Raw genomic sequence first — 26,555 nt, forward strand, 5'->3', positions numbered from 1 at the left:
CACCTTGCACATCGCCGTAAACACCCGCTTTCTGTTGCCCGGCGGCCAGCTGGAGGGTATTGGGCGCTTCACGTTCGAGACGCTGAAGCAGCTGGTGGCGGCGCACCCCGAGCACACGTTTCACCTGCTCTTCGACCGCGCTTTTGATGCGCGCTACCTGACGGGCCCCAACGTGGTGCCGCATGTGCTGCTGCCGTCGGCGCGGCATCCGTTTTTGTGGGTGGCGTGGTTTGAGGGGGCCGTGGCGCTGTGGCTGCGGCGGCACCGGCCGGCCGTATTCCTCAGCCCCGACGGCTATACCACCCTGGCCACCCGCGTGCCCCGCGTCACGGTGTTTCACGATCTGGCCTTCGAGCATTTTCCCGAGCACATGAGCGGGCTGGAGCACCGGTATTACCAGTTTTTCGCGCCGCGCTTTGCCCGGGCTTCGGCGCAGCTGGTAGCAGTGTCGGAGGCGACGCGGCAGGACCTGGTGCGCACGTATGGCATCGAGCCCGGCAAAATCCGGGTGGCTGGCAACGCGGCCGATGCGCACTTCCAACCCCAGCCACTGGCCGTGCAGACCGCTACGCGGGAGCGGTACGCGGCCGGCAAACCGTATTTCCTGTTTGTGGGCGCCCTGCACCCGCGCAAAAACCTGACAAATCTGCTGCGGGCCTTCGACGCGTTCAAGCAGCGCACCGGCGCCACCACCAAGCTGCTCATCGTGGGCCGCACGGCCTGGAAAGCCGGCCCCATGTTCGATGTGTACCAGCAGCTGCAGTTCCGCCACGACGTGCACCTGACCGGCCGCGTAACGGAAGAAGAGCTGGTACAGCTCTACGCCGCCGCCTACGCCACCGTCTATGTGCCACTGCTCGAAGGCTTTGGCATTCCCATCATCGAGGCCCAGGCCTGCGCCTCCCCGGTCCTGACCTCCGACTGCAGCTCCATGCCCGAAGTGGCCGGCGGCGCGGCCCTGCTCGCCGATCCGCAGGATGCTGGCGCCATCACCGACGCGCTGGTACGCCTGCATCAGGAACCCGCGCTACGTGCCTCGCTGATAGAAATGGGCCTGCAAAACGTGCAGCGCTATTCCTGGCAGCACAGCGCTGAAGTGCTGTGGGAGGCGGTGCTGGCGGCCGTGAAGAAGTGAGGAATGAACCGTGTAGAGACGCGTATTCGCGTCTCGTCGTTGAACGACGGGGGCTGTGTCGCCTAAGCACCGTAAGCACCGGTCGGGGCTGTGCCGGCCAAACAACGTCAGCAACGATGAGACGCGAATACGCGTCTCTACACCGCCCCCAAGCCTACAACGTCACCGTTTCCAATTGAAAACCATGCGTGTCCACCGCCTCCCCGAAATCATGCAACGCTGGCTGCCGCACACCGAGTGGCGCGGGCCGATGCGGGCGGGGGAGAAGCCGCTCTACCTTACCTTCGACGACGGCCCCGTGCCCGAGGAAACGCCCTTTGTGCTGGAGCAGCTGGCCCGGCACAACGCCCGCGCCACGTTCTTCTGCGTCGGCGACAACCTGGAAAAGCACCCGGACATTGCCCGGCAGGTGCTGGCCGCCGGCCACCGGCTCGCCAACCACACATTCCACCACGTGAGTGGCTGGCGCACGCCCTTGCCGCTGTATCTGGCGGAAGTGGCCCGCTGCCAGCAGGCGCTGGATGCGCTGCTGCCGCAGCCCGAGGCCCGGCCGCTGCTGCGCCCGCCCTACGGCCGCCTCACCCGCGCCCAGGCCACCGCGCTGCACCCCAGCCACCGCCTCATCATGTGGGATGTGCTCACCTACGACTACGACGCCACCTATCCGCCCGAAACCTGCCTGCGCGCTGCCCTGGCCCACACCCGCCCCGGCGCCATCGTCGTGTTTCACGACAGCCACAAGGCCCGCCAGAACCTGCGCGCCGTGCTGCCCCGCTACCTGGCGGCCTGTGTTGAACAAGGGTATTCGTTTGAGTTGTTGTAGGAAAGAGGTAGGGTAGATTAAGACTGTCATCCTGAGCTTGCGAAGGACCTTGTCACGTCTGAACAGGTCGTGGTGACGAAGTTTGCGCGGAGGTTTGCGGAGTCGTTCCAGCGTGATAGGATCCTTCGCAAGCTCAGGATGACAGTACCTTTGTCACCTCATCACCCCATCACCTCAACACCAGCTTTGCTTTTCCTCACGCTCTTTCTTGCCGGCTGGTTTCTGATTCTGGCCACGTCTACGCTGCTGCTGGCCACGCGGCGCGGTAGTCAGCCGGGGGCGCTGCCGCAGCCGCTGCCGCGTGTGAGTATTCTGATTGCGGCCCGCAACGAGGCGGCGGCCATTGGGCGCTGCCTGCAGGCCATCCGGCAGCTGGAGTACCCGGCGCACCTGCTGGAAGTGCTGCTCGGCGACGACGGCTCCACCGACGGCACCGCCGCCGTGGCCACTCAGGCCATGCAGGGCTTTGGCGGCACGTTTCGGGTGGTGCCCATCCAGGAGACGCTGGGCCTGGCCCGCGGCAAGGCCAACGTGCTGGCCCACCTCACCCGCGCCGCCACCACCGACTTCTTCCTCATCACCGACGCCGATATTGCCGTGCCCCGCACCTGGGTTCCGGCGTTGCTGGCGCACGCCCAGCCGGGCATCGGCACCGTGACGGGCCTCACGCTGGTGCAGGGCCCGCGCCTGTTCGATAAGCTGCAGGGCCTCGACTGGCTGATTTCGCTGGGGCTGGTGCAGGTGGTGTCGGACCTGGGGCGGCCCGTGACGGCCATGGGCAACAACATGCTGGTGACGCGCGCCGCCTACGAAGCCACCGGCGGCTACGAGGCGCTGCCGTTTTCCGTAACCGAGGACTTCGAGCTGTTCCGCGCCACGCTGCGCCACGGCTTCGGCTACCGGATTCTGTTCCGGCCGGAGGTGCTGGCCGAGAGTTTGCCCATGCCTACGTTTGGCGCGTTGCTGCACCAGCGCCGCCGCTGGAGCCGGGGCGTGGAAAGTTTGCCGTGGTGGCTGAAAGGCGGGTTGCTGTACTACGCGGGCTTCTATCCGGCGCTGCTGGCGCTGGGCTGGCTGGCGGGGCCGCTGGCCGCCGGGCTGGTGCTGCTGGCCAAAATGCTGCTGCAGGGCCTGCTGGCCGCGCTTTGCTTCCGCCGCGCCGGCCGCCGCGCCCCGCTGCACCTGCTGCCGCTCTTCGAGCTCTACACGCCCGCCCTCACCGCCGCCCTGGCCGTCTTCCGCTTGCTGCCGCTGTCCTTCGACTGGAAAGGGAGAAGGTATCGGTGAGTTTTTAGGGCTTAGAGAATAGGGTATAGTGCTTAGGCTTACTGCGTAGTGCCTTGGGCGTGGATGGGTGTAGTGAGCTGGGCCGGAACTCCGCACGCTGACATGTTGGCCAGATGCCACCCCCAGCCTGGCCCGCCGTAACTTGCATCCGCCAAACTGGTGCCGTTTTCAACCCCGCCACCAAGCCCTAATTCCTAATATCTAGGTCCTAAGCCCAACACATGCATTTCACCGATTCCCACGCGCACGTTTATTCCGAGCAGTTCAAGCCCGACCGTGACGACATGCTCAACCGCGCCTTCGAGGCCGGCGTGCAGACCATCGTCATGCCCAACATCGACCATGAAAGCATCGACGCCATGCTGGAAACCGAGGCCCGGTTTCCGCAGCAGTGCCACGCCATAATGGGTCTGCATCCGTGCCACGTCACCAAAAACTTCGAGCGGGAGCTGTACGAGGTGGAAGACTGGCTGGGGAAGCGGCCGTTTGCCGCGGTAGGAGAGTGCGGCATCGACCTGCACTGGGACAAAACCACCCTCGGCATTCAGCAGGAAGCCCTGCGCGTGCAGATTGCGCTGGCCAAAAAGCATCAGCTGCCGCTGGTGCTGCACACCCGCGAGGCCTTCCGCGAAACCACCGACCTCATCGAGGCCGGGCAGGACGGCACGCTGCGCGGCGTGTACCACTGCTTTTCGGGCACCGTGGCCGAGGCCGAGGAGGCCATCCGGCTGGGCTTTTTGCTGGGCATCGGGGGCGTGGTCACGTTCAAGAACGGCGGCCTCGACAAGGTGCTGCCCGGCATAGCGCTGGAGCACCTGCTGCTCGAAACCGACTGCCCTTACCTGGCCCCGATGCCGCACCGCGGCAAGCGCAACGAGCCGGCCTACCTGCCCCTCATTGCCCGGCGCATCGCCACGCTGCTCGGCAAAACCGAGGCCGAAGTAGTGGAAGCCACCACCCACAACGCCCGGCAACTGTTCCGGCTGTAAGCTAAGGCTGAATGAACGATGTAGAGACGCAATATTTTGCGTCTCGTCGTTGCTGATGCTGTTTGACTGAACGACAAGGTTCCGACCGTTCAACGACGAGACGCAAAATATTGCGTCTCTACATCGTTCATTCAGCCCATTTCTGCCTTGTGAGGAAGCACGGACTGGCTTTGCTGGAATGACGCCGCCCTTCCTACCTTTCCGCCTCCAACCCAACCGCCCCGCCCTTGCTCACTCCCGATTCCCGCCCCGAAACTGCCGTCCTCGTTATTTATACCGGCGGCACGGCCGGCATGGCCTACAACAAGCGCGGCGAGCTGGTGCCGATGAACTTCGAGCAGATCCGCAAGAAGATGCCCGAGCTGCGCCAGCTCAACATGCGGGTGGAGGTGCAGAGCCTCGGCGAGCCGATTGATTCCAGCAACGTCACCATTCAGGACTGGCTGCGCATTGCGGCCCTTATCGAGGACAACTATGCCCTCTACGACGGCTTCGTGGTGCTGCACGGCACCGATACCATGGCCTACTCGGCGGCGGCGCTGAGCTTTCTGCTGGAAAACCTGGATAAGACGGTGGTGTTTACCGGCGCGCAGGTGCCCGTGGGCGGCATCCGCACCGATGCCCGCCGCAACCTGGTAACAGCCCTGGAATTTGCCGCCGCCCGCCACCCGGAAACCGGCACGGTGCGGGTGCCCGAAGTCTGCCTGTTCTTCAACGACGTGCTGATCCGGGGCAACCGGGCCAAAAAGGTGGAAAGCCAGCAGTACGACGCCTTCCGCTCCGAAAACTACCCGCCACTGGCCCGCGCCGGCATCGAGCTGGACTTCTACGACAACCAGATTCGGCCGCTGCCCGCGGCCCCGCTGCGCGCCCACCAGCGTTTCTCCGACCACGTCACGATTCTGCCGCTGTTTCCGGGCCTTACCGAGCGCATGGTGCGGGCCCAGCTGGAAGCCGACGGCCTGCGCGGCGCCATCCTCGAAACCTACGGCTCCGGCAACGCGCCCACCGCGCCCTGGTTTCTGAAGTGCCTGCGCGACGCCACCGACCACGGCGTGCACCTGCTCAACGTGAGCCAGTGCGAGGAAGGCCGCGTGCTGCAGGGCCGCTACGAAACCAGCGCCTACCTCACCGACCTGGGCGTGCTCGGCGGCGACGACATCACGCTGGAGGCGGCCATCACCAAGCTCATGTTTGTGCTGGGCCTGGAGCAGTCCGCCGCCGAAACCCGCCGCCTGCTCACCCACGACCTGCGCGGCGAAATCACGCTGGCCTGAGGCAGATTCTGCGCCCGAATTGCGGCCGGGGCTTGTGTATCCGGAAAAACGGGTGTTATTTTGCGCCACCTTACCGCACCTAGAGAGGTGTCCGAGTGGTTGAAGGAGCACGCCTGGAAAGTGTGTATGGGTCTAAAGCTCATCGTGGGTTCGAATCCCATCCTCTCTACATTTTTACAACAAAACCCCGTTTGCAAGCCGCAAACGGGGTTTTGTTTTTTCAGCGGTGCTGCCGTGGGCCTCACCCCCTAGCCTCCTTCACTCGCTTGATTCGCGACATCGTGGAGAGGGGGAACTAGCTCTGGAAAAGCTGGTAGCTACCCCAGGTTGCGGAGCAGGCTCCGGTCCGGCGGCTCTTTCAGCCGTCGGGCCGGTCGTTGCGTGAACGGGGGGGCGAAACGTCTGGAGATGAGCAACGGCAGCGTACGACGACCGGCCCGACGGCTGAAAGAGCCGCCGGACCGGGGGCCATCTACGCCGCGTAGGCGCCTTCCTCGGTCTGGCGGAGCAGGCTGAGGGCGGTGAGCGTGTCCAGCAGGGGCTGCACCTTTTCCGGGCGGGTGCGGCGGAAGCGGGCGGCTACCTGGGCGGCCGTTACCGACTGGCCGGCCTGCTGCACGGCATCCCGCACGGCCTGCATCTGCTGGGCCAGCTCCGTGGGCCAGGGCTGGGGGCCGGTGGCCTCGGTGGCCGGGGCCACCTTGGCGGCGGTGGCGGGCAGGGCCAGCGCCGACTGCTGCAACTCGGGGGCCTGGTAGGCGGGGCGGAGGTAGCGCACGTGGCCCGCCAGTTCCTCCTGGGCGCGCTCGTGGTTGAGGCGCACCAGGCGGGTGAGTATTTCCGCGTCGGGGAGGTTGGGGGGCCAGTTGTAGGCGGCGGCTACGGCGGTATCGAGCTGCTGGTGCAGGCTCAGGACCACGGAGGCCAGGCCCTGCTGGTTGATGGTTTGCTCTTTGGCCGTGGTGAGGGGCTGGCCGGCGCGCAGCTTCTCCACCACGTTGTAGAGGTCGGTGAGGGTGAGGGTGGGGTGCTGGGTTTGCTGGCGCTTGCGGTGGGCGTCGAGCTGTTCGGCCAGCTCCCGGATGCGCGCCTGCTGCTCCGCCGTGGCCGCCGGGAAGGGGAATTTTAGGAAACAGTCACTGTGATTGTAGGTAGCATCATTGCCTACACCAAGCCAGCCACCAGCCGCCGCTGCCCAGACGGTATGGATTCGGCTCGAAAGGACACCTAAAGCCAATGCGTCATTCAGTGCAAATACAACAAGCTTCTAATCTGCGAGCGTGTTTCCAGGTAGAAAGCTGAAAATCCGGTGTCTAGCGGTTCGAGTAGTGACGATGAAGCGCGGTAAATTTTCTAAAGCTGGCCGGAAGCTGGCACGAGGTTCACCAAAGGTCCACCACTTCCTACGATAAGACTCGCGGTTATTCTGATCACGTTCAGGTTTTACACGCTCATAAACGTGCTGGAAAATCTGAGGGTATCTATCAAGAATGGCATCAGTTTCTAGACCAAATAAGTCTATGGCTAAAAGACCTCTTGATTTTTGGGAAAGGTCACGGCCGTTGACATAAGGACGAATATGCTTTTCTAAGCCGGGCAAGGAGCCCAGACCCAAAGCTGCAGCTTCCTCTTCAGTTACCATGAAGCCAGCGCCATAAAGCCCTACGCCTACGTTTGCTAAGCCAGTGTTTGCCTTCAGCGTTTGAGCTTGATTCAAATCTGCGCCGACAGTTAGATCAGCATTGATTTTGCCTTCCTGAACTGCTAATTCAACATCACTGCTACCATCATCGACAGGCTTTTCCGCTTCGACGCTAAACAGAGTCCCGGACACTTCACCTGCTACAGCAGCTGTCATAGCAATTCGTACCGAAGCGCCGTTTGCTGCATCTACCCAAGGATGGTCAGGAATAGCGAAAATCAGCGAAAGAGGCTTAGTCGCGTCTTCTAAAAAAGGCTGCGTAATGCGACGGTTAAAGCTCTGTGTAATGGAGTTCGTTGTAATAAAGCCAAACCGTTCTGTGTGGTTATTCTGAACGGCGCGGGCCGCATTATACCACCAGTACATTACCAAGTCGGCAGATTCCGGAATCGTGCCTTTGTAAGCTTTGCGAAGCGCCTCTACGTACCCGTCACCAAGGGAGTTACGCATGGCCTTATCACCTAAAAACGGCGGGTTGCCCACGATGAAATCGGCCTGGGGCCACTCGGCGGGCTGGGGGTTGGGGTAGTCGAGGACGGGCGTGCGGGCGGTTTCGTCGGGCACGGGCTGGCCGGTGGCGGGGTGCAGCTTGGTGGTGCCGTCCCAGCGCGTCACGGGCTGGCCGTGGGCATCGAGGCGGGGCGTGGGCGGGTCGTGCTGCAGGGCCGCATCCTGCTGGCGGATGTTCTGGTACTCGTCCAGCAGCGGCTCGCGCAGCTCGGAGGGGCCGTAGGTGCGCAGGTGCCACTGCAGGTAGCCGATGCGCAGCACCACGTCGGCAATGGCGGCCGCGCGCGGGTTCAGCTCCAGGCCCAGCAGCTGGTGCGGGCTTACGGTGGTTCCTCCCCCCAATTCCAGCAGGCCCGTCTGGCCGTAGCTGTTGATGGCGGCCAGCACTTCGCCTTCCAGCCGCTTGAGGTGTTCCAGCGTCACGTAAAGGAAGTTGCCGGAGCCGCAGGCGGGGTCCAGGATTTTGAGGCTGGTGAGGCGGGTGAGGAAGCGCACCAGCTCGGCGCGGGCGTCTTTGGGCTGGCCTTCGTCGAGGCGGCGGGCGGCGGCGGCCTGGGCGGCGGCCCACTCCCGGCGCAAAGGTTCCAGCACGGTGGGCAGCACCAGCCGCTCCACGTAGCGGCGCGGGGTGTAGTGGGCGCCCAGGCTGTGCCGCTCCTTGGGGTCGAGGGCGCGCTCCAGCAGCGTGCCGAAAATGGCCGGCTCCACCTCCGTCCAATCCGCCTTCGCCGACTGCAGCAGCAGCTCCGCCTGGCCGGCGTTCAGAGGCAGGGCGGTGGCATCGTGAAACAGCTTGCCGTTGAAGCGCCGCAGCCGGGCTTTCAGGTCCGACGAGAAGCCGCCGGTGTCCATGGTGCGCCACAGGTTGGTGAGGGCGTCGGGCAGAAACTCCAGCAGCTCCGGCGTGCCGTACTGGCTCAGCATGCCGGTAAAGCTCTGCTTCGGAATCAGGCCCACATCTTCCGAAAACATGGTAAACAGGCAGCGCATCAGGAACTGCGCCACCACGTCGGGCGCGTGGCCGGCGCGTTCCAGCTGCTCCGAGAGTTTGGCCAGGCGGGCGGCCAGTTCCCGCGTGACGCGGGCGGCGCGGCGGCTGAGGTCCAGCTCTTTCGGGTCGAGGAAAATCTGGCGGAGCATGGCCCGCGTTTTCTCATCGGCCAGCGCGGCCAGCGGCAACCGGAACTTGGTTTGATCGGGAAACGGCACAAACGAATCCCCGACGCCGGCAAAGTTGCTGTATACGTCGAGGCAGAAGCCCACGTCGGCCACCAGCACAAACAGCGGGCGGGGTTCCTCGGGCGGGAGGGCGCGCACGTAGCCGAGGGCCTGCTGGCGGGCGGCCTGCATCATTTCGGCCCACTTGGCGGAGCCGCGTACGGCGTGGCCCTTGCGGCGCTTGGCGGGCTCTAATCCCAGCTCGGCGCGTTCCTGCTTTTTCTGCTGGTCGGCGGTGTCGGTGCCCTGCTTGGTTTCCAGCACGAAGCAGCCGCGCTTATACAGGTCGATGCGGCCGGTGCTTTTCTTGGGGCCGTCGTTGAACTGCACGGCGCGTTCCAGCACGTACTGGTCTTGGGTGGGGTCGTCGGTGGTGGGGTCGGGGCGAGGTACTTCCAGCAGGTCGCAGAGGTCTTGCAGAAACAGGCCGTAGTTGGCGCGCTCCGCGCCGCCGGAGTTTTTCCAGCGGGCTTCAAAGTCGGGGTAAGTCAAAGCGGATAGGGGCTAGGGGATAAATCGGGCGGGGAAGATAGGGAGCGGGCGGGAAAACTGCCGGTGCCCGCCGCGTCGGGCAACCTGATTTCATTACTTTTAGCCTCGTCGCGAAGTGGCTCAGCCCCGCACTCTACTGCCTTATCGTCTTTAATGAAAATCCTGCTGATAGAAGACCATCCGGAGCTGGCTCGGAGCATCGTTGCCTACCTCACCCAGGAGCATTATCTGTGCGAGGTGGCCGCCACCTTCGACGAGGCCCGCGAAAAGCTGATTCTGTTCACCTACGACTGCGTGCTGCTCGACATCATGCTGCCCGACGGCAACGGCATCAACCTGCTTAAGCTGCTGCGCAAAGACGGCGTGGAAAGCAGCGTGATTATCATTTCGGCCCAGAACGCCCTGGATTTCAAGCTCACCGGCCTCAGCGAAGGCGCCGACGACTACATCACCAAGCCGTTTCCGCTGCCCGAGCTGCACGCCCGCATCAAGGCCGTGATGCGCCGCCGCAGCCCGCACAAAAGCAACGTGCTGACCTTCCTCGACCTGACGGCCGACCTGGAGTCGATGGAGTGCCGCGTAAACGGCAAGCTGCTGAGCCTCACGCGCAAGGAAACCAACCTGCTGCTCTACTTCATCAACAACAAAGGCCGCATGCTGACCCGGCAGGCCATTGCGGCCCACCTCTGGGGCGACTACACCGACAACCTCGACAGCGTGGACTTCGTGTACCAGCACGTGAAAAACCTGCGCAAGAAAATCACGGATGCCGGCGGCAAAGACTACATCAGCACCGTGTACGGGCTGGGCTACAAGCTAAACGCGGCCGGCTAGTGAAGCTCAACCACCGCTACACCCTGGCCTACGCGGTTATCACGCTGTTCGTGCTGTCGGTGGGGTTTGCTATCGTGTACGGGGCTATGTCGCGCAGCGTCACCCAGACCACCATCGGCAAGCTGCGCCACCTCAACGAGGTAGTAGCCGCCCAGCTCCGTAGCGGCCGCGACTATGCGGGCCATCCGGCGCGGGCCAACGTGCGCATCCGCCCGCTGGCGCCCTCCGATACCGTGGCCCACGCCCAGCTGGTGCAGGTGCGGCCGGAGTGGGACCCGGAGCTGCAGTCGGCCGTGAACGTGGTGCGGCTGAGCACGTATCCGCGCATCGGCGGGCAGCGCTACCACCTCACCAGCCGGGCCGTGGTGGTGATGCCCAGCGACGAGTACCTGACGGGCATCGTGCTGGTGTTTGCCTGGACCTTCGTGTTTCTGCTGGCGCTGGTGGTGATTCTGAGCGAGGTGATTTCGTGGTACATCCTGAAGCCTTTTAACGCCATTCTGCTGAGCATCGAGCGGTTTCAGCTCAGCCAGAAAACCACCATCGGCCTGCAGCCCAGCCGCACCAAGGAGTTCAACGTGCTCAACGACTTCCTGATGAAGATGACCAGCCGGGCCCAGAGCGACTACCAGGGCCTCAAGGAATTCTCGGAAAACGCCTCCCACGAGCTGCAGACGCCTATTGCCAGCATGAAGGCCAAGATTGAGCTGCTCATGGACTCGGAGCTGAGCGAAAAGCAGCTGCTCATGCTCACCACCATGCACGACGAGCTGGAGCGCCTGGCCAAAATCAATCAGTCGCTGACGCTGCTGGCCAAGCTGGAGCACTTTGAGTGGGAGCCCGCGCCCCTCACCGACCTGAGCCGGCTGGTGCCCGCCACCGAAGCCGCCTTCGCCGACCTGGCCGAAATGAAGGGCCTGCGCACCACCCAGCAGATTGCGCCCGGCGTGCGCGTGCCCCTGGACGAGTCGCTGGCCCAGCTGCTGCTCAACAACCTGTTCAGCAACGCCATCCGCCACAACCTGCCCGGCGGCGAAATCCGGGTGCTGCTCTCCGCCACCGAGCTGCTGGTGGAAAACACCGGCCACGCACCCTCCGTGCCGGTGGCGGAGCTGTTCGGGCGCTTCAAGAAAGGCAACGCCGCGCTGGATTCCATCGGCATCGGCTTGGCCATCGTCAAGCGCATCAGCGAGCTGTACAGTCACCGCGTCGGGTACACCTACGCCGACGGCTGGCACCGCATCCGGGTGGTTTTTGCGGCGGCCGGGGAGTAAGGGAGGCCGGAAAAACGGTGCAGGTAGCCAAATTTCAGGCTCACCTTAACATTTCTATGAAATTTCCTCAAAATCAGGTTGCTCATTTGGGCTGTGCTAATGGGTAAGTGACTGCTCACCCACTGGCATCAAGAGTATTCTACCTGATTCCGCTGAGTTGTGGCCACACTCGTTTCCGTTGCCCCCGCCCCAGGCTCCACCCGGCTTCATGCCGGGCCGGAGCATATTTCGCGCCGCCGCCTGAAGGCCATTTTCAGCGGCTCGGTGGGCAACCTGGTGGAGTGGTACGACTGGTATGCCTTCTCGTCGTTTTCGCTGTATTTCTCGGCCTCGTTTTTCCCTTCCGACGATACCACCGCCCAGCTGCTGCAAACGGCCGGCATCTTCGCGCTGGGCTTTCTGATGCGCCCCATCGGCGGCTGGATGTTCGGCCGCATTGCCGATAAAGTGGGCCGCAAGCAGTCCATGACGCTGTCGGTGCTGCTTATGTCGCTGGGCTCGCTGCTGATTGCCCTCACGCCCACCTACCAGACCGTGGGCATTGTGGCCCCTATTCTGCTGCTCACGGCGCGGCTGCTGCAGGGGCTGAGCGTGGGCGGCGAGTACGGCGTTTCGGCCGCTTACCTAAGCGAGATGGCCACCCGCCGCCGCCGCGGCTTCTACTCCAGCTTCCTGTATTTCACCCTGATTGCGGCCCAGCTGCTGGCGCTGGGCATTCAGCTGGTGCTGCTGAAGGTGCTGCTCACCGAGGCCGAGCTGCTGGCCTGGGGCTGGCGCATTCCCTTCGTGATTGGGGCCCTGCTCTCGGTGGTGGCGCTCTACCTGCGGCAGAACCTCGACGAAACCGCCGCCTTCGAGCAGCAGCCGGTGAAATCGGAGGAGCTGCGGGGCAGCCTGAAGGTGCTGCGCCGCTACCCCGGCGCCGTGCTCAAGGTGGTGGGCCTGACGCTGGGCGGCACCCTGGCGTTTTACACCCTCACCACCTACATGCTGAAGTTTCTGGTGAACACCGCCCACATGACCAAGGGCGCGGCCACCAACACCTGCTTTCTGGCGCTGCTGGGCTTCGCGGCCATGCAGCCCGTATTCGGCAGCCTCTCCGACCGGATTGGGCGCCGCCCGCTGCTGATCGGGTTTGGGCTGCTGGGGGCGCTGGGCAGCGTGCCGCTGCTCACGGCCCTCAGCCACACCACTACGCCCTGGGAGGCCCTGGGGCTGCTGCTGCTGGCCTCGGTGGCGGTGAGCGGCTACACCAGCATTAGCGCGGTGGTGAAAGCCGAGCTGTTTCCGGTGGAAATCCGGGCCCTGGGCATCGGCTTGCCGCACGCCCTCACCGTAGCCGTGTTTGGCGGCACCGCCGAATACATTGCCCTGTGGTGCAAGGGCATCGGGCACGAATCCTACTTCTACTGGTACGTCTCGGGCTGCATCGCCATTTCCCTGGTGGTGGCGCTGCTGATGGCCGAAACCCGCGTGACTTCCTTCCACGACCAAGACCTGAGCGACGCGGCCTGACCGGGCCGTGGCTTGTGCATACCTATTAGCTGCTCCTGCTCCGGGCCGTGGTTTTTTCTTCGTTCTCCTACCTGTTCAACCCCATTCCCACCACATGAAGACTCCTCTACTCTCGATTCCCCGGTGCCGGCCGCTGCTGCCCGGACAGGTGTTGGTGCTGCTGCTGGCCCTGCCCGGCGCGGCCGTAGCCAGCCGGCCGACGGCTTCCCTGGAAACGGCGCCCCGCGTGGCTAGCAGCGCCGCGCGGGTAGCCGACGTAGTGAAAGGCCGAATCACGGGCGGACCGGGCGGCGAGGCCATTCCGGGCGCTACCATCGTGGAGCAGGGCACCACCAACGGCACCAGCACCGACGCCGACGGGCGCTTCTCACTCACGGTAAAGCCCGGTGCCACGCTGGTAGTGTCGGCCATCGGCTTTAAAAGCCAGCAGATTGCCGTAGGCCAGCGTACCTCGTTGGAAGTGCGCCTGGAAACCAGCACCACCGACCTGAGTGAGGTGATGGTGGTGGGCTCGCGCGGCCTGCCCCGCACCGACGTGGAGCGGCCCTCGCCGGTAGACGTGCTCAACGCCAAAGACCTGCAGCTGACCGGCCAGACCGACCTGGGCCAGCAGGTGCAGTTCAACTCGCCCTCCTTCAACTCGGCCAAAACCGGCGTGAACGGGGTGGCCAACTACGCCGACCCGGCCTCGCTGCGGGGCCTCTCGCCCGACCAGGTGCTGGTGCTCGTGGATGGCAAGCGCCGCCACCAGTTTTCGGCCCTGAACCTGAACGTGACCGTGGGTGCCGGCACCGTGGTAACCGATTTGAACGCCGTGCCGTCGCTGGCCATTGAGCGGATTGAGGTGCTGCGCGACGGGGCCGCCGCCCAGTACGGCTCCGATGCCATTGCCGGGGTTATCAACCTGGGTTTGAACAAGAGCACCGGCGTGGCCACCGTCAAGACGCAGTTTGGCATCACCCAGGAAGGCGACGGCGCCCAGTACCTGGCCGGGGCCAACTACGGCGTGAAGCTGGGTAAAACCAACCCCGGCTACCTCAACATGACCCTGCAGTATCAGCGCCAGGAGCAAACCAACCGCTCCGACAACTACGTGGGCGGCATCTACACGGCGTTTCCAGCGTTGCCGGCCCAACCCAGCGCCACCCAGATTGCCAACGAAAATGCCCGGCGCGCCGAGCGGGGCGTGTATCCGCAGGTGGGGCAGCCCTTCAAGGTGGGCGTGTACGGCAGCAACCAGGCCAACATCTACCAGGGCTTTTTCAACCTGGGCGTGCCGGTGGGCGGCAGCGGCTGGTCGGTGTACAGCTTCGGCGGGTTTTCGCGCAAGAACATCCTGGCCTACGGCTTCTTCCGCAACGCCCAGCCCGCCAACGTCAACTTCAGCCCCATCCACCCCGACGGCTACCTGCCCGAGCTGCCCGGCCGCAGCGACGACTACTCCGGCGTGGTGGGCGTGAGCCGCAAGCTGGCCGGCGGCTGGAACCTCGATTTCAGCACCGGCTACGGCTACAACTACCTCGACCTGAACGCCAACAAAACCTCTAACCCGTCGATGGGGGCTGATTCGCCCACCGACTTCTACGTGGGCCGTAGCGCCTTCGGGCAGAGCACGAGCGAGGTAAACGTGTCGCGCAACTACGAGGGCTTGTTCGGCACCAAGTCGTTCAACCTGGCCCTGGGCAGCCAGTTCCGGGTCGACCGGTTCCAGCTGGAGCGCGGCAGCCCGGAGTCGTACTTTGTGGGGCCGTTTGCGCTGGCTGCGCCGGCCACGCCTACCTCACCCGCCCGTACGGCCAAGGCCCCCGGCTCCAGCGGCCGCCCCGGCATTGCCCCCGAGGATGAAACCAACACCACCCGCTCCAACGTGGGCGTGTACGTAGACGTGGAAAGCGACATCACCGCGCGCCTGCTGCTGACCACGGCCCTGCGCTACGAGAAATACTCCGACTTCGGCAGCAACGTGTCGGGCAAGTTTGCCTCGCGCTTTAAAGTGACCGAAGGCGTTTCCCTGCGCGGCTCCGTGAACCGCGGCTTCCGGGCGCCGTCGCTGCAGCAGACCTTCAACAGCGTGACCACCTCCACGGTGCAGAGCGGCGCCATCGTGCAAACCAAGCAGCTGCGCAACAACGACCCGCGCCTGGTGCCGTTGGGCGTGCAGGACCCCAAAGCCGAAACCTCCTGGAACTACAGCCTCGGCGTAGCCGCCCAGCTCGGCGACAACCTGCTCTTCACGCTCGATGCCTACCAGATCGACATCAGTGACCGGATCATCAACAGTGAGCGGCTGATTAAGGGCTCGGGCAATACGGGCATCAAAGCGCTGCAGACGCCGGCTTTCGACGGCATCAGCGAAATCCGCTTCTTCACCAACGCCATTGACACCCGCACCCGCGGCATCGACCTGGTGACGACCTACAAAACGGAGCTGACCGACGCCAGCCGCCTCACCGCCAGCCTGGCTTTGACCTTCAACGCCACCAACATCGAAAACACGAGCGACACGCCCGCGGCCCTGCAGGCCGGCACCGCCAACCGCATCCTGCTGATCGATACCGTGAGCATCGGGCTGATTGAGCGGGCCCAGCCGCGGCAGAAGATTCTGCTGTCGGCCACCTACCAGGTGGGCAAGTTCAGCATCACGCCCCGCGCCTCCTACTTCGGGTCCGTAACGGCCTTCGAGAAGCCCACGGCTACCACGGCCATTCCCAACCCGCGGCACATCAGCCAGGAGTTCAAGGGCAAAACCCTGTTTGACCTGGCGCTGGTGTACAACCCGGCCAAAGTGGTGTCCATCACGCTGGGCGCCAACAACCTCACCAACGTGTATCCCGACAAAGTGGACTCCAACCGCTTCGCCAGCTATTCCAACGGCGAAATTCCGTATTCCCGCAACGTGGCGCAGTTCGGCTTCAACGGGGCCTACTACTACACCAACGTAACGCTGACGTTCTAACGCAGTAGCCCTGCTTACCCTTCCCGACGGCGCAACGAGGCTGCCGCGCGGCCCGGCGCCACCTGCCGGCTTCGCTGCAACGAAGCGGCCGCGCGGCCGCCTCGCCGCGCCGTCGGAACGGGGTGTTTGTTGCCCAAACTTCGCCCATGACAAACCTGGTCCTGCTGCTTTTGTGCCTGGGTTTGGGGGCGGTGCTGCGGCGCTGGCAGCTGGTGCCGGCCGGTACGCCGGCCGTGCTCAACCAGCTGCTGGTGCTGGTATTTATGCCGGCCCTGACGTTTCTGCACCTGTCGGTAGCACACCTCGACCGGCATTTTCTGCTGCCGGTGCTGGCCCCGTGGCTTATCTTTGGGGTGAGCTACCTGTTTTTTAGCGTCGTCGGCCGGTGGCTCCGCTTCTCGCGGGGCACCACCGGCGCGCTGATCCTGACGGCCGGCATCAGCAGCACCTCTTTCGTCGGCTTCCCGATCTTTGAGCTGCTCTACGGCCACGAAGGGCTGGAGCTGGGCATTATGATGAGCCAGGCGGGCTCGTTTCTGATTGGCGTGACGCTGGGGGTGGCCGTGGCTTCGTGGTACGGGGAGGCGGAGCCTTCGTGGCGGGCCATGCTGGGCAATGTGCTGCGGTTTCCGCCGTTTCTGGCCTTTGTGCTGGCCATGGTGGCCAACGCGCTGGGCTACCAGCACCCGGAGCTGGTGCGCGGCGTGCTAGAAAAGCTTAGCGTGCCCTTCGCCGTGGTGGCCCTGCTTTCGGTGGGGCTCCAGATGAATCTGACGGTGCCCCGGGCCCACAGCCGGGCCCTGCTGCTGGGGCTGGCCTACAAGCTGGTGCTGGCGCCGCTGCTGATCTATGGCCTCTACCATGCCCTGGTGCAGCAGCCCGGGCGCGTGGTGGACCTGTGCGTGCTGGGCGCCGCCATTGGCCCGATGAACACCGCCGCCGTGGTGGCCGACCGCTACGGGCTGAATCCGCCTCTGGCCGCAAAGATGGTGGGGCTGGGGATTCCGCTGTCGTTGCCGCTGCTGGCTTTGCTGGGCTGGTGGCTTACCCGCACCTGAGCGCCGGAGCCGCCAGAGGCTTCCTCACGCCCGCAGCTTTGGCTGTTTTTGTCGGCTATTATCTATCTGTGCCTGCTTTTCATTTGACTTTGCACGCCGGCTAACTTCCTTGATTCCATGAAAAAAGTATTCACCAATCTGACGTTCTGGGTGCTGACCGCCATTGTGGCCGGTGCGCTGCTGGGCCACTTTGCGCCCGCCACCGCCGTGCAGATGGACGTGCTGGGCAAGGCGTTTATCAACGTCGTTAAGCTCTTCATCAACCCCATTATCTTCCTCACCATCACGCTGGGTATCAGCAGTATGGGCGACCTGAAAAAGGTGGGCCGGATCGGGGGCAAGGCGCTGCTTTACTTTGAAGTCGTGACGACGCTGGCGCTGCTGATCGGGATGGGAGTGGCCTATGTGGTGCAGCCGGGCGCCGGCGTGGCTACCGACAACCTCAACGGCCAGGCTATAGGTGAATTCACGCAGCGGGCCGGCGAGTTTTCCTGGCTGCACTTCCTGGCCGACAACCTGACGCTGCAGGTGCTGCTGGTGTCCATTGTGCTGGGCATGATCCTGAGCCGCTACGACGGCCGCCAGCCCATCATCGACCGGCTCAACTGGGCCTCGAAATACGTGTTCAAGGGCCTGCACCTGGTGATGATATTTGCGCCCATCGGCGCGTTTGGCGGCATGGCCTTCACCATCGGCAAATACGGTATTGCCACGCTGCTGCCCCTGATCAAGCTCATGTTCACGGTGTACACCACCTGCGCCTTGTTTGTGTTTCTGGTGCTGGGCTCCATCCTGCGCTATTGCCGCGTAAGCATCCTGTCGTTTTTAGGCTACATCAAAGAGGAGCTGCTGATTGTGCTGGGCACTTCTTCCTCGGAAGCAGGTCTGCCGGGGCTCATGGAAAAGCTGGAGCGCCTGGGTTGCGCCAAGCCCGTGGTGGGGCTGGTGGTACCGGCCGGCTACTCCTTCAACCTCGACGGCACTACCATCTACCTGTCGCTGGCCACGCTGTTTCTGGCCCAGGTGTTCAACGTGGAGCTGACCGGCTCCCAGATGCTGACCATCATCGGGATTCTGATGGTGACCAGCAAGGGCGCGGCCGGCGTAACGGGCTCCGGCTTTGTGGTGCTGGCCAGCACGCTCACGGCCGTCAAGGTCATTCCGATAGAAGGGCTGGCGCTGCTGCTGGGCGTCGACCGGTTTATGTCGGAGGCCCGCTCCATCACCAACTTCATCGGCAACGGCGTGGCTACTATCTTCCTGGCCCACAACGAAGGTGCCCTCGACCACGCCCAGATGGCGCGGGTATTGGGCGGAAAAACAACGGTATCGACCGTTGAGGAAGCCGTTGAGCAGTACAATCCGTCGTTGCCCAACCTGCCGGTGGAGCCGGCAGTGCCCCGCGAGGAAGTGCCGAAGCGGTAGGCTACCATCTTCTATGAAAACCATCCATCTCGCCGTTTTTCCCGCCGACGGCATTGGCCCCGAGGTGATTGCCGCAAGCCGGCAGGTGCTGCGGAAGCTGGAGCAGCTGCACGCCGGGGTGCGCTTCGAGTGCCGGGAGTTCGACTGGAGCTCTGCCTACTACCACCAGACCGGCGCCATGATGCCGCCCGACGGCCTGCAGCAGCTGGAGGCGGGCGGCTTCGACGCTATTCTGATGGGCCCAGTGGGCAGCCCCACCATTCCCGACCACATCACGCTGTGGGGCCTGCTGCTGGCCATCCGCCAGGGCTTCGACCAGTACGTGAACCTGCGGCCCATGCGCCTGCTGCCGGGCGTGGCCAGCCCCCTGCGCAACGCGGCGCAGCACCCGATCAATATGGTGTGCGTCCGCGAAAACTCCGAAGGCGAGTATGCGGGCGTGGGCGGCCGGGTGCACCAGGGCAAGGCGCGGGAAGTAGCCCTCCAGACGACGGTGTTCACGCGCAGCATCACGGAGCGGGTGATGCGCTTTGCCTTCGACTACGCCCAACAGCACGGCCACCAGCTGGTCACCAACGTCACCAAGTCGAACAGCATGCAGTACAATATGGTGTTCTGGGACGAGGTGTTTGAGCAAGTGGCCGCCCAGTATCCCGCCCAGGCCACCGACCAGCAGCTGGTAGATTCCATGACGGCCCGGATGGTAAGCCAGCCGGAAACCGTGGAGCTGTTCGTGGCCTCCAACCTGTTTGGCGACATCCTGAGCGACCTGGGGGCGGCCCTGACCGGCAGCATGGGCCTGGCACCCAGCGCCAACCTGAACCCCGAGCGCCAGTACCCCAGCCTGTTTCAGGCCATTCACGGCTCGGCCTTCAGTTTGGTGGGCAAGAACGTGGCCAACCCGATTGCCAGCATCTGGTCGGTGCAGCTGATGCTGGCGTTTCTGGGCGAAACGGAACTGGCGGCCCAGCTTATGGTCGCCATTGAAACGGTGTTGCGGGAGCAGCGCGTCCGCACGCCTGACCTGGGCGGCCGCAATTCCACCACCGACATGACCGAGGCGGTGTGCCAGGCCCTCGAAGCCGCGTCCGCGCCCGCCCGGCCCCGCTGATAGGTCAAGTGCAACTGGCAGATAAAGAGCCGCCAACGGGATTTGTGGAAGCTCAATGAACCTGAATGTTGGACGATTTGTATAATGAACATCCATTTCGCCAAGTTCTGCTTATGCTCAACGCTGGCCTTCGGTTCATACAAGCTTCCTTCATGCACCACATCATTTACCTGAGCAGCGCAACAAAGCCCATGAGCGGCGACGATCTGACAAAGCTGCTGGGCCAGTGCCGCCAAAACAACGAGCAGCTGGGTATCACCGGGGCGCTGGTTTATGGCGGCGGGCAGTTTATGCAGATTATGGAGGGCGACGAAGCCATCGTGCAGGCCCTCTACGACAAAGTGGAAAACGACCCCCGCCACACCGGCGTGATGAAGCTGGCCGACAAGGACATTCCGCACCGCAGCTTTGGCAGCTGGTCGATGGCCTTTGATACGGTGGCGGCCGACGCGCTGCCAGCCGTGGATGGCTACGCCACGCCCGACGAGCTGCTGCGCACCCTGCCCGGCAGCCTGAGCGGCGCCGACGACCTGCTGTACTCCATGCTGCGCACCACCGTCGGCGAAACGGCCAGCTAGCCGGTTTCCTCCGAAAAAAACAAGCCCGCGACTCCACCGGAGGCGCGGGCTTTTCTATGGGCTGAGGTCAGGCGGCTGCCAGAACGGCCCGGCTAAAACTCCACGATAAAGCCGATGGTAGGCAGCACCGTGCCGCTGTTGTTGTCGAGCAGGAACGGTATGGCGTTGGAGCCGTCGGGGCGCAGGGGCTGGCCGTCGGTGCTCACGAACTCGGCGTTGTCGGGGGTGCGCTGGAAGGTGTAGCTGGGCGCCGCCGGCGACTTCAGGGCCAGCACGTTCTGCACGTCCACGTAGAGGTCAAACGTGAGGCGGCGCAGGTTGATTTTCTTGTCGAGGCGCAGATCCAGCTGCTGGAAGGTGCCCAGGCGCAGCGTGTTCAGGCGGTTGTAGTCGAGCACGCCCTGCCCGATAGTGAGGTAGTTCTGCTGCGAAGCGTCGTCGTCGAAGGGCGTGTAGGGGGCGCCGCCGGCCAGCCGGTACTTGGCGCCCAACTCCCAGCCCCGCCCGAACTTGCGCCCCAGCAGCACCGAGGCCAAATGGCGCGTGTCCCAGGCCGAAGGCTTGTAGCGGCCATCCAGACCCGTAAACTCGCTGGTAAAGAGCGTGTAGGACGTCACGGCAAACAGGTTGCGGGTCAGCTTCTGCTGAAAGAAAAACTCGCCCCCAAAGGCCCGGCCCTTGCCAATGCTGGTCACGGCCTCGTTGCCGAGGGCCACGAAGTCGCCGCCCAGATTGGCCAGGCTGATACCGTCGCGCGTGTTGACAGGGTAGTGGTCATACTGCTTCCAGAAGGCTTCCACCGTGAAGCGGCGGCTTGCCGAGGGCAGAAACTCTAGGCCCGCCACGTAGTGCATGCTGCCGATGTAGCGGTTGGACTTGTTCACGAGCTGGCCGGCCGCGTCGCGGAAGCCGAGCAGGGTGGAGGGTGGAATCTTGTAGTAGCGCCCGATGCTGGCGTTCAGGTTCCAGCGCGAGGCCAGCGCATACGACGCCGACACCCGTGGCGACACCGTGCGCAGCAGGTTGGCCCCGCCCTCCGTAAACGAGTTGCCATCGGCCCGCAGCCCCGCCGACACCGTCAGCCGGTCATCCGCGAGAAACGGCCGCGTGACCTGCGCAAACGCCCCGAAGCGCGCAAACTGCAGGTCTGACTGAAACCGCACGTTCACGGCCGGCTGCTGCACCGAGCCGTCGGGGTTGAGCACGGCCTGGCGCAGGCGGTTGAAGTAGCGGTTGTCGTAGCTGATAAGCTGGCCCACGGCTCCGTAGGCGTACTGCCACTTGCCCAGGCTGCGGTTGATGTCGAGGCGAAGCTTGTTTTCCACCTCACCGGAGCGGGTCTGGAACACGCGCCGGCTTTCGTCGCCCTCAAATTCGGCACCACCCTCAAAGAAGTCGGCCTGGTTGCTGAGCTGGGTGCGGCTGAGGGCCAGGTTGAGGTAGCCGCGCTCCAGCAGCTGCCGCAAGCTCACGCCCACGGTGTAGTTCCACTGGTCGATGGTGGGCGTGTTGCGGATGGTGTAGGTGTTTTCGGGCGTGGATTTGCGCGGCACGGCCACCTCGAAGTGGTCCAGCGCACCCAGGCCCAGGGCCGTGAGCGTGGTTTTGGGGCCCAGCTTAGTGGTGATTTTAAACTGCGAGTCCCAATAGTCGGGCCGGATGGGCAAATCAATCAGCTTGAACAGCACCTGCAGGTAGGAGCGGCGCACCGAGGCCAGAAACGTGGTATTCTTGGCCAGCGGCCCTTCCAGCGTGCCAGCCACCTCGGTGCCGCTCAGGCGCACGTTACCCTGGATTCGGTCGGGGTTGCCGTCGCGCTGCCGGAACTGCAGCACGCTGCTAAGCGTGTTGTCGTAGCGCGCCTCGAAGGCCGACGTGCTCAGCGTCACGTCCTCGATAAAGCTCACGTTGAGCATGCCGGCCGGCCCGCCCGCGCTGCCCTGGGTCTGGAAGTGGTTGATGACCGGCACCTCGATGCCGTCGAGGTAGTACACGTTTTCGTTGGGCGCGCCGCCCCGGATGATGATGTCGTTGCGGAAGCCGGCGGTGCCGCCCGTGCCGCCGCCGCCCACACCGGGCAGCACCTGCACCACCTTCGAAATGTCGAAGTTGCCGCCGGGGTTGCTCTTGATTTCCTCCACGTTGAGGCGTTGCACGCTCAGCGGCGTTTCGGCCGTAGCCACCCGGATGGCGCGGCTGGCCGTCACCTGCACCTCGCCCAGCGCCTGCGCCGCCGGCGCCAGCTGCAAACTCACGATGTTGGCGTTGCCGCTGGTGATGACCACGTTGGCGCGCAGCAGCGGCTCGTAGCCCACAAACGACACCCGCACATTATAGCTGCCCGTCGGAATATCAGCCAGCCGGAACCGGCCCTGCTCGTCGGTGGCGGTGCCCAGGCTGGTGCCTTCCAGGGCCACCGTCACGCCGGGCAGCAGCTGCTGGGTGGCCCGGTCGCGGATGGTGCCGCTGAGCACGCCCGTGCTTTGGGCCAGGGCCGGCAGCTGCAGCAGAATCAGGAAGGCAACAGTCAGAAAGTAGCGGAGAGGCATAGGCGGAAAGGTGGTTTCAGCCCTGTGAACCCGGGCCGGATGGATATGTTTGGGCGCGCGGCGGGCCCGGTGTTTGGGGCCGCCACTAACCTGCCGACGGCGCAGCAAGTATACGCAGACGCGGCCGCCTACTCCCGGCGCCTTTTTTCTATATATGGCAGTTACCCCATCTTCGTCTCCATCCTCTTCCCCCGACCCCAAAGCCGGCTACGTGCGCGTGCGCGGCGCCCGGGAGCACAACCTCAAAAACGTCAGCGTAGACATTCCGCGCGATGCGCTGGTGGTATTTACCGGCGTGTCGGGCTCCGGCAAATCCAGTCTGGCTTTCGGTACGCTCTATGCCGAAGCCCAGCGCCGCTACCTGGAGTCGGTGTCGCCGTATGCGCGGCGGCTGTTCCACCAGATGGCCGTGCCCGAGGTAGATTCCATTGAGGGCCTGCCGCCGGCCGTGGCTTTGCAGCAGCAGCGCGGCACGCCCACCACCCGCTCGTCGGTGGGCTCGGTCACTACGCTGTCCAACCTGGTGCGCATGCTCTACTCGCGGGCCGGCGACTACCCGGCCGGGCAGGGCATTGTGTACGCCGAAGGCTTTTCGGCCAACACGCCCGAAGGCGCCTGCCCTACCTGCCACGGCCTGGGCCGCGTGTATGAAGTCACGGAGCAAAGCATGGTGCCCGACCCCACGCTCACCATCCGGGAGCGGGCCATTGCGGCCTGGCCCCAGGCCTGGGGCGGCCAGAACCAGCGCGACATCCTCGTGACGCTGGGCTACGACGTGGACATCCCGTGGCAGGAGCTGCCCCAGAAGCAGCGCGACTGGATTCTGTTCACCGAGGAGCAACCCGTGGTGCCCGTGTACCCCGGCTACTCGCCCCAGGAAACCCAGCGGGCCGTGAAGCGCCGGGAGTCGCCGAACTACATGGGCACGTTTAGCAGCGTGCGGCGCCACGTGCTGCATACCTTCGGCACCACCCAGAGCCCGCTCATGAAAAAGCGCGCTTTGCAGTACATGCTCAGCCAGGAGTGCCCCACCTGCCACGGCAAGCGGCTGCGGTGCGAGGCGCTGTCCGTCACGTTTGCCGGGCTGGATATTACCGACTTCTCGGCGCTGCCGCTCAAGCGGGTGGCGGCGCTGCTGGAGCCCTACGCCCGTGGCACCGCCGCCCGCCAAACCCACGATGCCGAGCACCCCGAGCAGGCCGAAGTGGCCCACCGCATCGCGCAGGATTTGTGCGCCCGCCTGGAAGTGTTGCTGGATCTGGGCCTCGGATACCTGTCGCTGGAGCGTAGCACGCCCACGTTGTCGCCGGGCGAGCTGCAGCGGCTGCGGTTGGCTACGCAGCTGTACTCCAACCTGTTTGGGGTGGTGTATGTGCTCGATGAGCCCTCGGCCGGCCTGCATCCGTCCGACACCGAAGCCCTGCTTTCGGCGCTGGCCAGTCTGCGCCAGGCCGGCAACTCGCTGTTCGTGGTGGAGCACAACCTCGACGTGGTGCGCCAGGCCGACTGGCTGGTAGACGTGGGCCCCGCCGCCGGCGAGCTGGGCGGCGAAATCCTCTACAGCGGCCCGCCAGCAGGCTTGGCAGACGTAGAAGCCTCCCAGACGCGCCACTTCCTGTACCCCGCGCCCGCCACGGCCCCGGCTGCCGCCCCTCGCGAGCCGCAAGGCTGGCTGCAGCTGGCCGGCGTCCGGCGCAATAACCTCGACGGCCTCGACGTGCAGTTTCCGCTGGGCGTGCTCACCACCGTTACGGGCGTGTCGGGCTCCGGCAAGTCCAGCCTCGTGAGCCAGGTGCTGGTGGAGCTGGTGGCCGCGCATCTGGGCCACGAACTAGTATCGGAAGAAGACGAAGCGGCCGACCCGCTGGAACGCGCCGCCACTCCTTCAGTCGGTGGCCGCATCGTAGCCGGCCTGGAAAACATCAAGCGGCTGGTGCGTGTGGATCAGAAACCCATCGGGCGGACGCCGCGTTCCAACATGGCCACCTACACCGGCCTGTTCGACCACGTGCGCAAGCTGTTTGCCGCCACGCCCGCCGCCCGCAAGCGCCGCTACGACGCCGGCCGCTTCAGCTTCAACGTGGCCAAAGGGCGCTGCGAGAAGTGCCAGGGCGAAGGGTTTGTGATGGTAGAGCTGCTGTTTTTGCCGAGTGTGTACGCGCCGTGCCCGGTTTGTCACGGTGCCCGCTACAACGCCCAGACCCTGGAAATCACCTACCGCGACAAGAACATTGCCGAGGTGCTGGGTTTGACCGTGGATGCCGCCTGGGAGTTCTTTGCGGATGAGCCCACCGTGCAGCGCGCCCTCACGGTGCTGCGCGAAGTGGGCCTCGGCTACCTGCGCCTGGGGCAGCCTGCCACCGAGCTCAGCGGTGGCGAGGCCCAGCGCATCAAGCTGGCCACCGAGCTGCAGAAGGCCCAGCGCGGCCAGTCGCTCTACGTCCTCGACGAGCCCACCACCGGCCTGCACCCCGCCGACGTGGTGCGCCTGCTCACCCAGCTCAACCGCCTCGTGGAGGCCGGCAACACCGTCATCGTAGTGGAGCACGACATGCGCGTAGTAGCCGCCTCCGACTGGGTGCTCGACATGGGCCCCGGCGCCGGCGACGAAGGCGGCCAGGTGGTAGTGGCCGGCCCGCCCGCCGAAGTAGCCAAATCCAAAAAAAGCCGCACGGCGCCCTATCTGGCCCGGTTTCGGCCGTAGGGAAGGAGCTATGAGGCCACATGAAAACGGCCGCTTCCTGAAGGTCAGGAAGCGGCCGTTTTTGTGCGTCTGGGGAGCGGCTACTGGTGCAGATCGGCCAGGCCGGGGTGCGTGTAGATGCGCTTGATGTAGGTGTTGAGGCGGTTCAGTATCTCGGCGTCTTCCTCGTGCAGCAGCTGGCGCCACAGCGCCTGCACCAGCAGCGTGAGGTGGTAGGTGGCCAGGTCCGGCTGCGCGTAGCCCAGGTCGATGAAGGCCTTGTTGAGCAGCGCATATACCGGCAGCATGAACTTCTGAAAGTGCTTCTGCACTACCTCCTTGTCGAAGGCCTTGTCCTGCAGCGTCCAGAACGCCCGTTCTTCCCGCACCAGCTTATAGGGCAGGTCGATGACCTTCTGCACCAGGGCCGAGGCGTCGTCCTCGGTGAGCATGCCGCGGTTGGCTTCCACAATGCGCTTGTAGCCATCCTTGATGATGGACTCAAACAGCTTGTCTTTGCTCTGGAAGTATTTAAAAATCAACGGCTCCGAAACGCCGGCTTCTTTGGCGATGAGGGCAGTGGAAGTATGGTCGTAGCCCCGGTCGGCAAACAGCTGCAAGGCAGTTTGCTCAATTCGCTGGTAGCTTTTCATAGTGCAGTGAGGTGAGGTAGGCGAGGGGCGCGGCCGAAGCCGACTAATGATGAAACCAGCCGAATGCCAACGGCCCAATGCTGGCCGGCAAGGTCAAAAATAGAGAGTAGGGCGCAATACCCGGCATACTGGCCGCAACTATCACTCTCTGAACTATAATTTTCCATTAGTAACGGCCCAGGCAGGTTTTTTGTTGATGTCTCCATTCCCGTTCCGTCCGGGAAGCGGCCTGATCATCAGTGCAAAAACGCGCGGTCCAGGCGGGTGGCTGCCACGCGTGGCAATCTGTTTCTATTCCAATGTAGCCCGGCTTGGACTTCATCCGCAGAGGCTGAAGCAGCTCAAATGAGACAATGTGGTTGGTTGACGGATTGATACATAAACTCATTTTTGCATATATGTACTTTATTAATATGAAAGCGCACTATAAGGGTTTAAAGGAGGGGCAGGATTGTCTTTTAAATTGTGTTAACAATTTGTTAATGT

General features: G+C 64.1%; 19 protein-coding genes and 1 tRNA gene. 16 read left to right on the top strand and 4 right to left on the bottom strand.

Features of this window, described 5'->3' with window-relative positions:
- The first annotated feature begins 4 nt into the window (after positions 1–4).
- The 6 genes from O3303_RS02685 to O3303_RS02710 all read left to right on the top strand — a co-directional run bounded on the left by O3303_RS02685 (position 5) and on the right by O3303_RS02710 (position 5,680).
- Complete coding sequence (locus O3303_RS02685; protein WP_269560528.1) at positions 5–1,135, top strand: glycosyltransferase family 4 protein; 1,131 nt, start codon at positions 5–7, stop codon at positions 1,133–1,135.
- Between the two features lie 184 nt (positions 1,136–1,319).
- A complete protein-coding gene (locus O3303_RS02690; RefSeq protein WP_269560529.1) occupies positions 1,320–1,958 on the top strand; it encodes a polysaccharide deacetylase family protein in 639 nt (212 codons plus the stop codon).
- 138 nt (positions 1,959–2,096) lie between these two features.
- On the top strand, positions 2,097–3,245 hold the full coding sequence (locus O3303_RS02695; protein ID WP_269560530.1) for a glycosyltransferase: 1,149 nt from the start codon (positions 2,097–2,099) through the stop codon (positions 3,243–3,245).
- Between the two features lie 221 nt (positions 3,246–3,466).
- Positions 3,467–4,234, top strand: a complete 768-nt coding sequence (locus O3303_RS02700; protein WP_269560531.1) for a TatD family hydrolase — start codon at positions 3,467–3,469, stop codon at positions 4,232–4,234.
- Between the two features lie 227 nt (positions 4,235–4,461).
- Positions 4,462–5,511: an asparaginase gene (locus tag O3303_RS02705; RefSeq protein ID WP_269560532.1), complete on the top strand. Its 1,050-nt coding sequence runs from the start codon at positions 4,462–4,464 to the stop codon at positions 5,509–5,511.
- Positions 5,512–5,592: 81 nt separating this feature from the next.
- Positions 5,593–5,680 (top strand) — tRNA-Ser (locus O3303_RS02710).
- Positions 5,681–5,983: 303 nt separating this feature from the next.
- Here O3303_RS02710 and O3303_RS22120 read toward each other — a convergent pair.
- Complete coding sequence (locus tag O3303_RS22120; RefSeq protein WP_491546673.1) at positions 5,984–6,151, bottom strand: methyltransferase family protein; 168 nt, start codon at positions 6,149–6,151, stop codon at positions 5,984–5,986.
- A 111-nt stretch (positions 6,152–6,262) separates the two neighbouring features.
- Here O3303_RS22120 and O3303_RS22100 point away from each other — a divergent pair, with 111 nt between their 5' ends.
- On the top strand, positions 6,263–6,640 hold the full coding sequence (locus O3303_RS22100; RefSeq protein ID WP_434086420.1) for a hypothetical protein: 378 nt from the start codon (positions 6,263–6,265) through the stop codon (positions 6,638–6,640).
- Between the two features lie 138 nt (positions 6,641–6,778).
- Here O3303_RS22100 and O3303_RS02720 read toward each other — a convergent pair whose 3' ends face one another.
- Positions 6,779–9,433: a class I SAM-dependent DNA methyltransferase gene (locus O3303_RS02720; RefSeq protein ID WP_269560534.1), complete on the bottom strand. Its 2,655-nt coding sequence runs from the start codon at positions 9,431–9,433 to the stop codon at positions 6,779–6,781.
- Positions 9,434–9,586: 153 nt separating this feature from the next.
- Here O3303_RS02720 and O3303_RS02725 point away from each other — a divergent pair, with 153 nt between their 5' ends.
- The 8 genes from O3303_RS02725 to O3303_RS02760 all read left to right on the top strand — a co-directional run bounded on the left by O3303_RS02725 (position 9,587) and on the right by O3303_RS02760 (position 20,184).
- Positions 9,587–10,267 (top strand): response regulator transcription factor, encoded by a 681-nt coding sequence (locus O3303_RS02725; RefSeq protein ID WP_269560535.1) that lies wholly within the window; start codon positions 9,587–9,589, stop codon positions 10,265–10,267.
- On the top strand, positions 10,267–11,541 hold the full coding sequence (locus tag O3303_RS02730) for a sensor histidine kinase (RefSeq protein ID WP_269560536.1): 1,275 nt from the start codon (positions 10,267–10,269) through the stop codon (positions 11,539–11,541). Before O3303_RS02725 ends, O3303_RS02730 begins: the two co-directional genes overlap by 1 nt.
- 159 nt (positions 11,542–11,700) lie before the next feature.
- The gene (locus O3303_RS02735; RefSeq protein ID WP_269560537.1) at positions 11,701–13,056 is read left to right on the top strand and encodes an MFS transporter; all 1,356 of its coding nucleotides are present in this window, start codon (positions 11,701–11,703) and stop codon (positions 13,054–13,056) included.
- A gap of 94 nt (positions 13,057–13,150) precedes the next feature.
- A complete protein-coding gene (locus O3303_RS02740) occupies positions 13,151–16,012 on the top strand; it encodes a TonB-dependent receptor (protein ID WP_269560538.1) in 2,862 nt (953 codons plus the stop codon).
- A 146-nt stretch (positions 16,013–16,158) separates the two neighbouring features.
- Complete coding sequence (locus tag O3303_RS02745; protein WP_269560539.1) at positions 16,159–17,070, top strand: AEC family transporter; 912 nt, start codon at positions 16,159–16,161, stop codon at positions 17,068–17,070.
- Between the two features lie 117 nt (positions 17,071–17,187).
- The gene (locus O3303_RS02750; protein WP_269560540.1) at positions 17,188–18,495 is read left to right on the top strand and encodes a cation:dicarboxylate symporter family transporter; all 1,308 of its coding nucleotides are present in this window, start codon (positions 17,188–17,190) and stop codon (positions 18,493–18,495) included.
- A 13-nt stretch (positions 18,496–18,508) separates the two neighbouring features.
- Positions 18,509–19,606: a tartrate dehydrogenase gene (locus O3303_RS02755; protein WP_269560541.1), complete on the top strand. Its 1,098-nt coding sequence runs from the start codon at positions 18,509–18,511 to the stop codon at positions 19,604–19,606.
- A 152-nt stretch (positions 19,607–19,758) separates the two neighbouring features.
- Entirely contained in the window at positions 19,759–20,184 is a 426-nt protein-coding gene (locus O3303_RS02760; RefSeq protein ID WP_269560542.1) for a BLUF domain-containing protein, read from the top strand.
- A 92-nt stretch (positions 20,185–20,276) separates the two neighbouring features.
- On the opposite strand, the gene O3303_RS02765 is transcribed toward O3303_RS02760, so the two are convergent.
- Positions 20,277–22,733 carry a TonB-dependent receptor gene (locus O3303_RS02765; protein WP_269560543.1) on the bottom strand — a complete coding sequence of 819 codons (2,457 nt, stop codon included), beginning with the start codon at positions 22,731–22,733 and terminating at the stop codon, positions 20,277–20,279.
- Between the two features lie 154 nt (positions 22,734–22,887).
- Here O3303_RS02765 and uvrA point away from each other — a divergent pair, with 154 nt between their 5' ends.
- Positions 22,888–25,437 (top strand): excinuclease ABC subunit UvrA, encoded by a 2,550-nt coding sequence (gene uvrA, locus O3303_RS02770; RefSeq protein ID WP_269560544.1) that lies wholly within the window; start codon positions 22,888–22,890, stop codon positions 25,435–25,437.
- Between the two features lie 80 nt (positions 25,438–25,517).
- On the opposite strand, the gene O3303_RS02775 is transcribed toward uvrA, so the two are convergent.
- On the bottom strand, positions 25,518–26,069 hold the full coding sequence (locus O3303_RS02775; protein ID WP_269560545.1) for a TetR/AcrR family transcriptional regulator: 552 nt from the start codon (positions 26,067–26,069) through the stop codon (positions 25,518–25,520).
- Between the last annotated feature and the right edge of the window lie 486 nt (positions 26,070–26,555).

This window comes from Hymenobacter canadensis, from assembly GCF_027359925.1.
Classification (GTDB): domain Bacteria; phylum Bacteroidota; class Bacteroidia; order Cytophagales; family Hymenobacteraceae; genus Hymenobacter; species Hymenobacter canadensis.

What these genes read in the sequence shown, in the direction of transcription:
- O3303_RS02690 (WP_269560529.1), top strand. Translation starts at nt 1,320, where the DNA reads ATGCGTGTCCACCGCCTCCCCGAAATCATGCAACGCTGGCTGCCGCAC.
- O3303_RS02695 (WP_269560530.1), top strand. Translation starts at nt 2,097, where the DNA reads ATGACAGTACCTTTGTCACCTCATCACCCCATCACCTCAACACCAGCT.
- O3303_RS02700 (WP_269560531.1), top strand. Translation starts at nt 3,467, where the DNA reads ATGCATTTCACCGATTCCCACGCGCACGTTTATTCCGAGCAGTTCAAG.
- O3303_RS22120 (WP_491546673.1), bottom strand. Translation starts at nt 6,151, where the DNA reads ATGCAGGCCGTGCGGGATGCCGTGCAGCAGGCCGGCCAGTCGGTAACG.
- O3303_RS02725 (WP_269560535.1), top strand. Translation starts at nt 9,587, where the DNA reads ATGAAAATCCTGCTGATAGAAGACCATCCGGAGCTGGCTCGGAGCATC.
- O3303_RS02740 (WP_269560538.1), top strand. Translation starts at nt 13,151, where the DNA reads ATGAAGACTCCTCTACTCTCGATTCCCCGGTGCCGGCCGCTGCTGCCC.
- O3303_RS02745 (WP_269560539.1), top strand. Translation starts at nt 16,159, where the DNA reads ATGACAAACCTGGTCCTGCTGCTTTTGTGCCTGGGTTTGGGGGCGGTG.
- O3303_RS02750 (WP_269560540.1), top strand. Translation starts at nt 17,188, where the DNA reads ATGAAAAAAGTATTCACCAATCTGACGTTCTGGGTGCTGACCGCCATT.
- O3303_RS02755 (WP_269560541.1), top strand. Translation starts at nt 18,509, where the DNA reads ATGAAAACCATCCATCTCGCCGTTTTTCCCGCCGACGGCATTGGCCCC.
- O3303_RS02760 (WP_269560542.1), top strand. Translation starts at nt 19,759, where the DNA reads ATGCACCACATCATTTACCTGAGCAGCGCAACAAAGCCCATGAGCGGC.
- O3303_RS02765 (WP_269560543.1), bottom strand. Translation starts at nt 22,733, where the DNA reads ATGCCTCTCCGCTACTTTCTGACTGTTGCCTTCCTGATTCTGCTGCAG.
- uvrA (WP_269560544.1), top strand. Translation starts at nt 22,888, where the DNA reads ATGGCAGTTACCCCATCTTCGTCTCCATCCTCTTCCCCCGACCCCAAA.
- O3303_RS02775 (WP_269560545.1), bottom strand. Translation starts at nt 26,069, where the DNA reads ATGAAAAGCTACCAGCGAATTGAGCAAACTGCCTTGCAGCTGTTTGCC.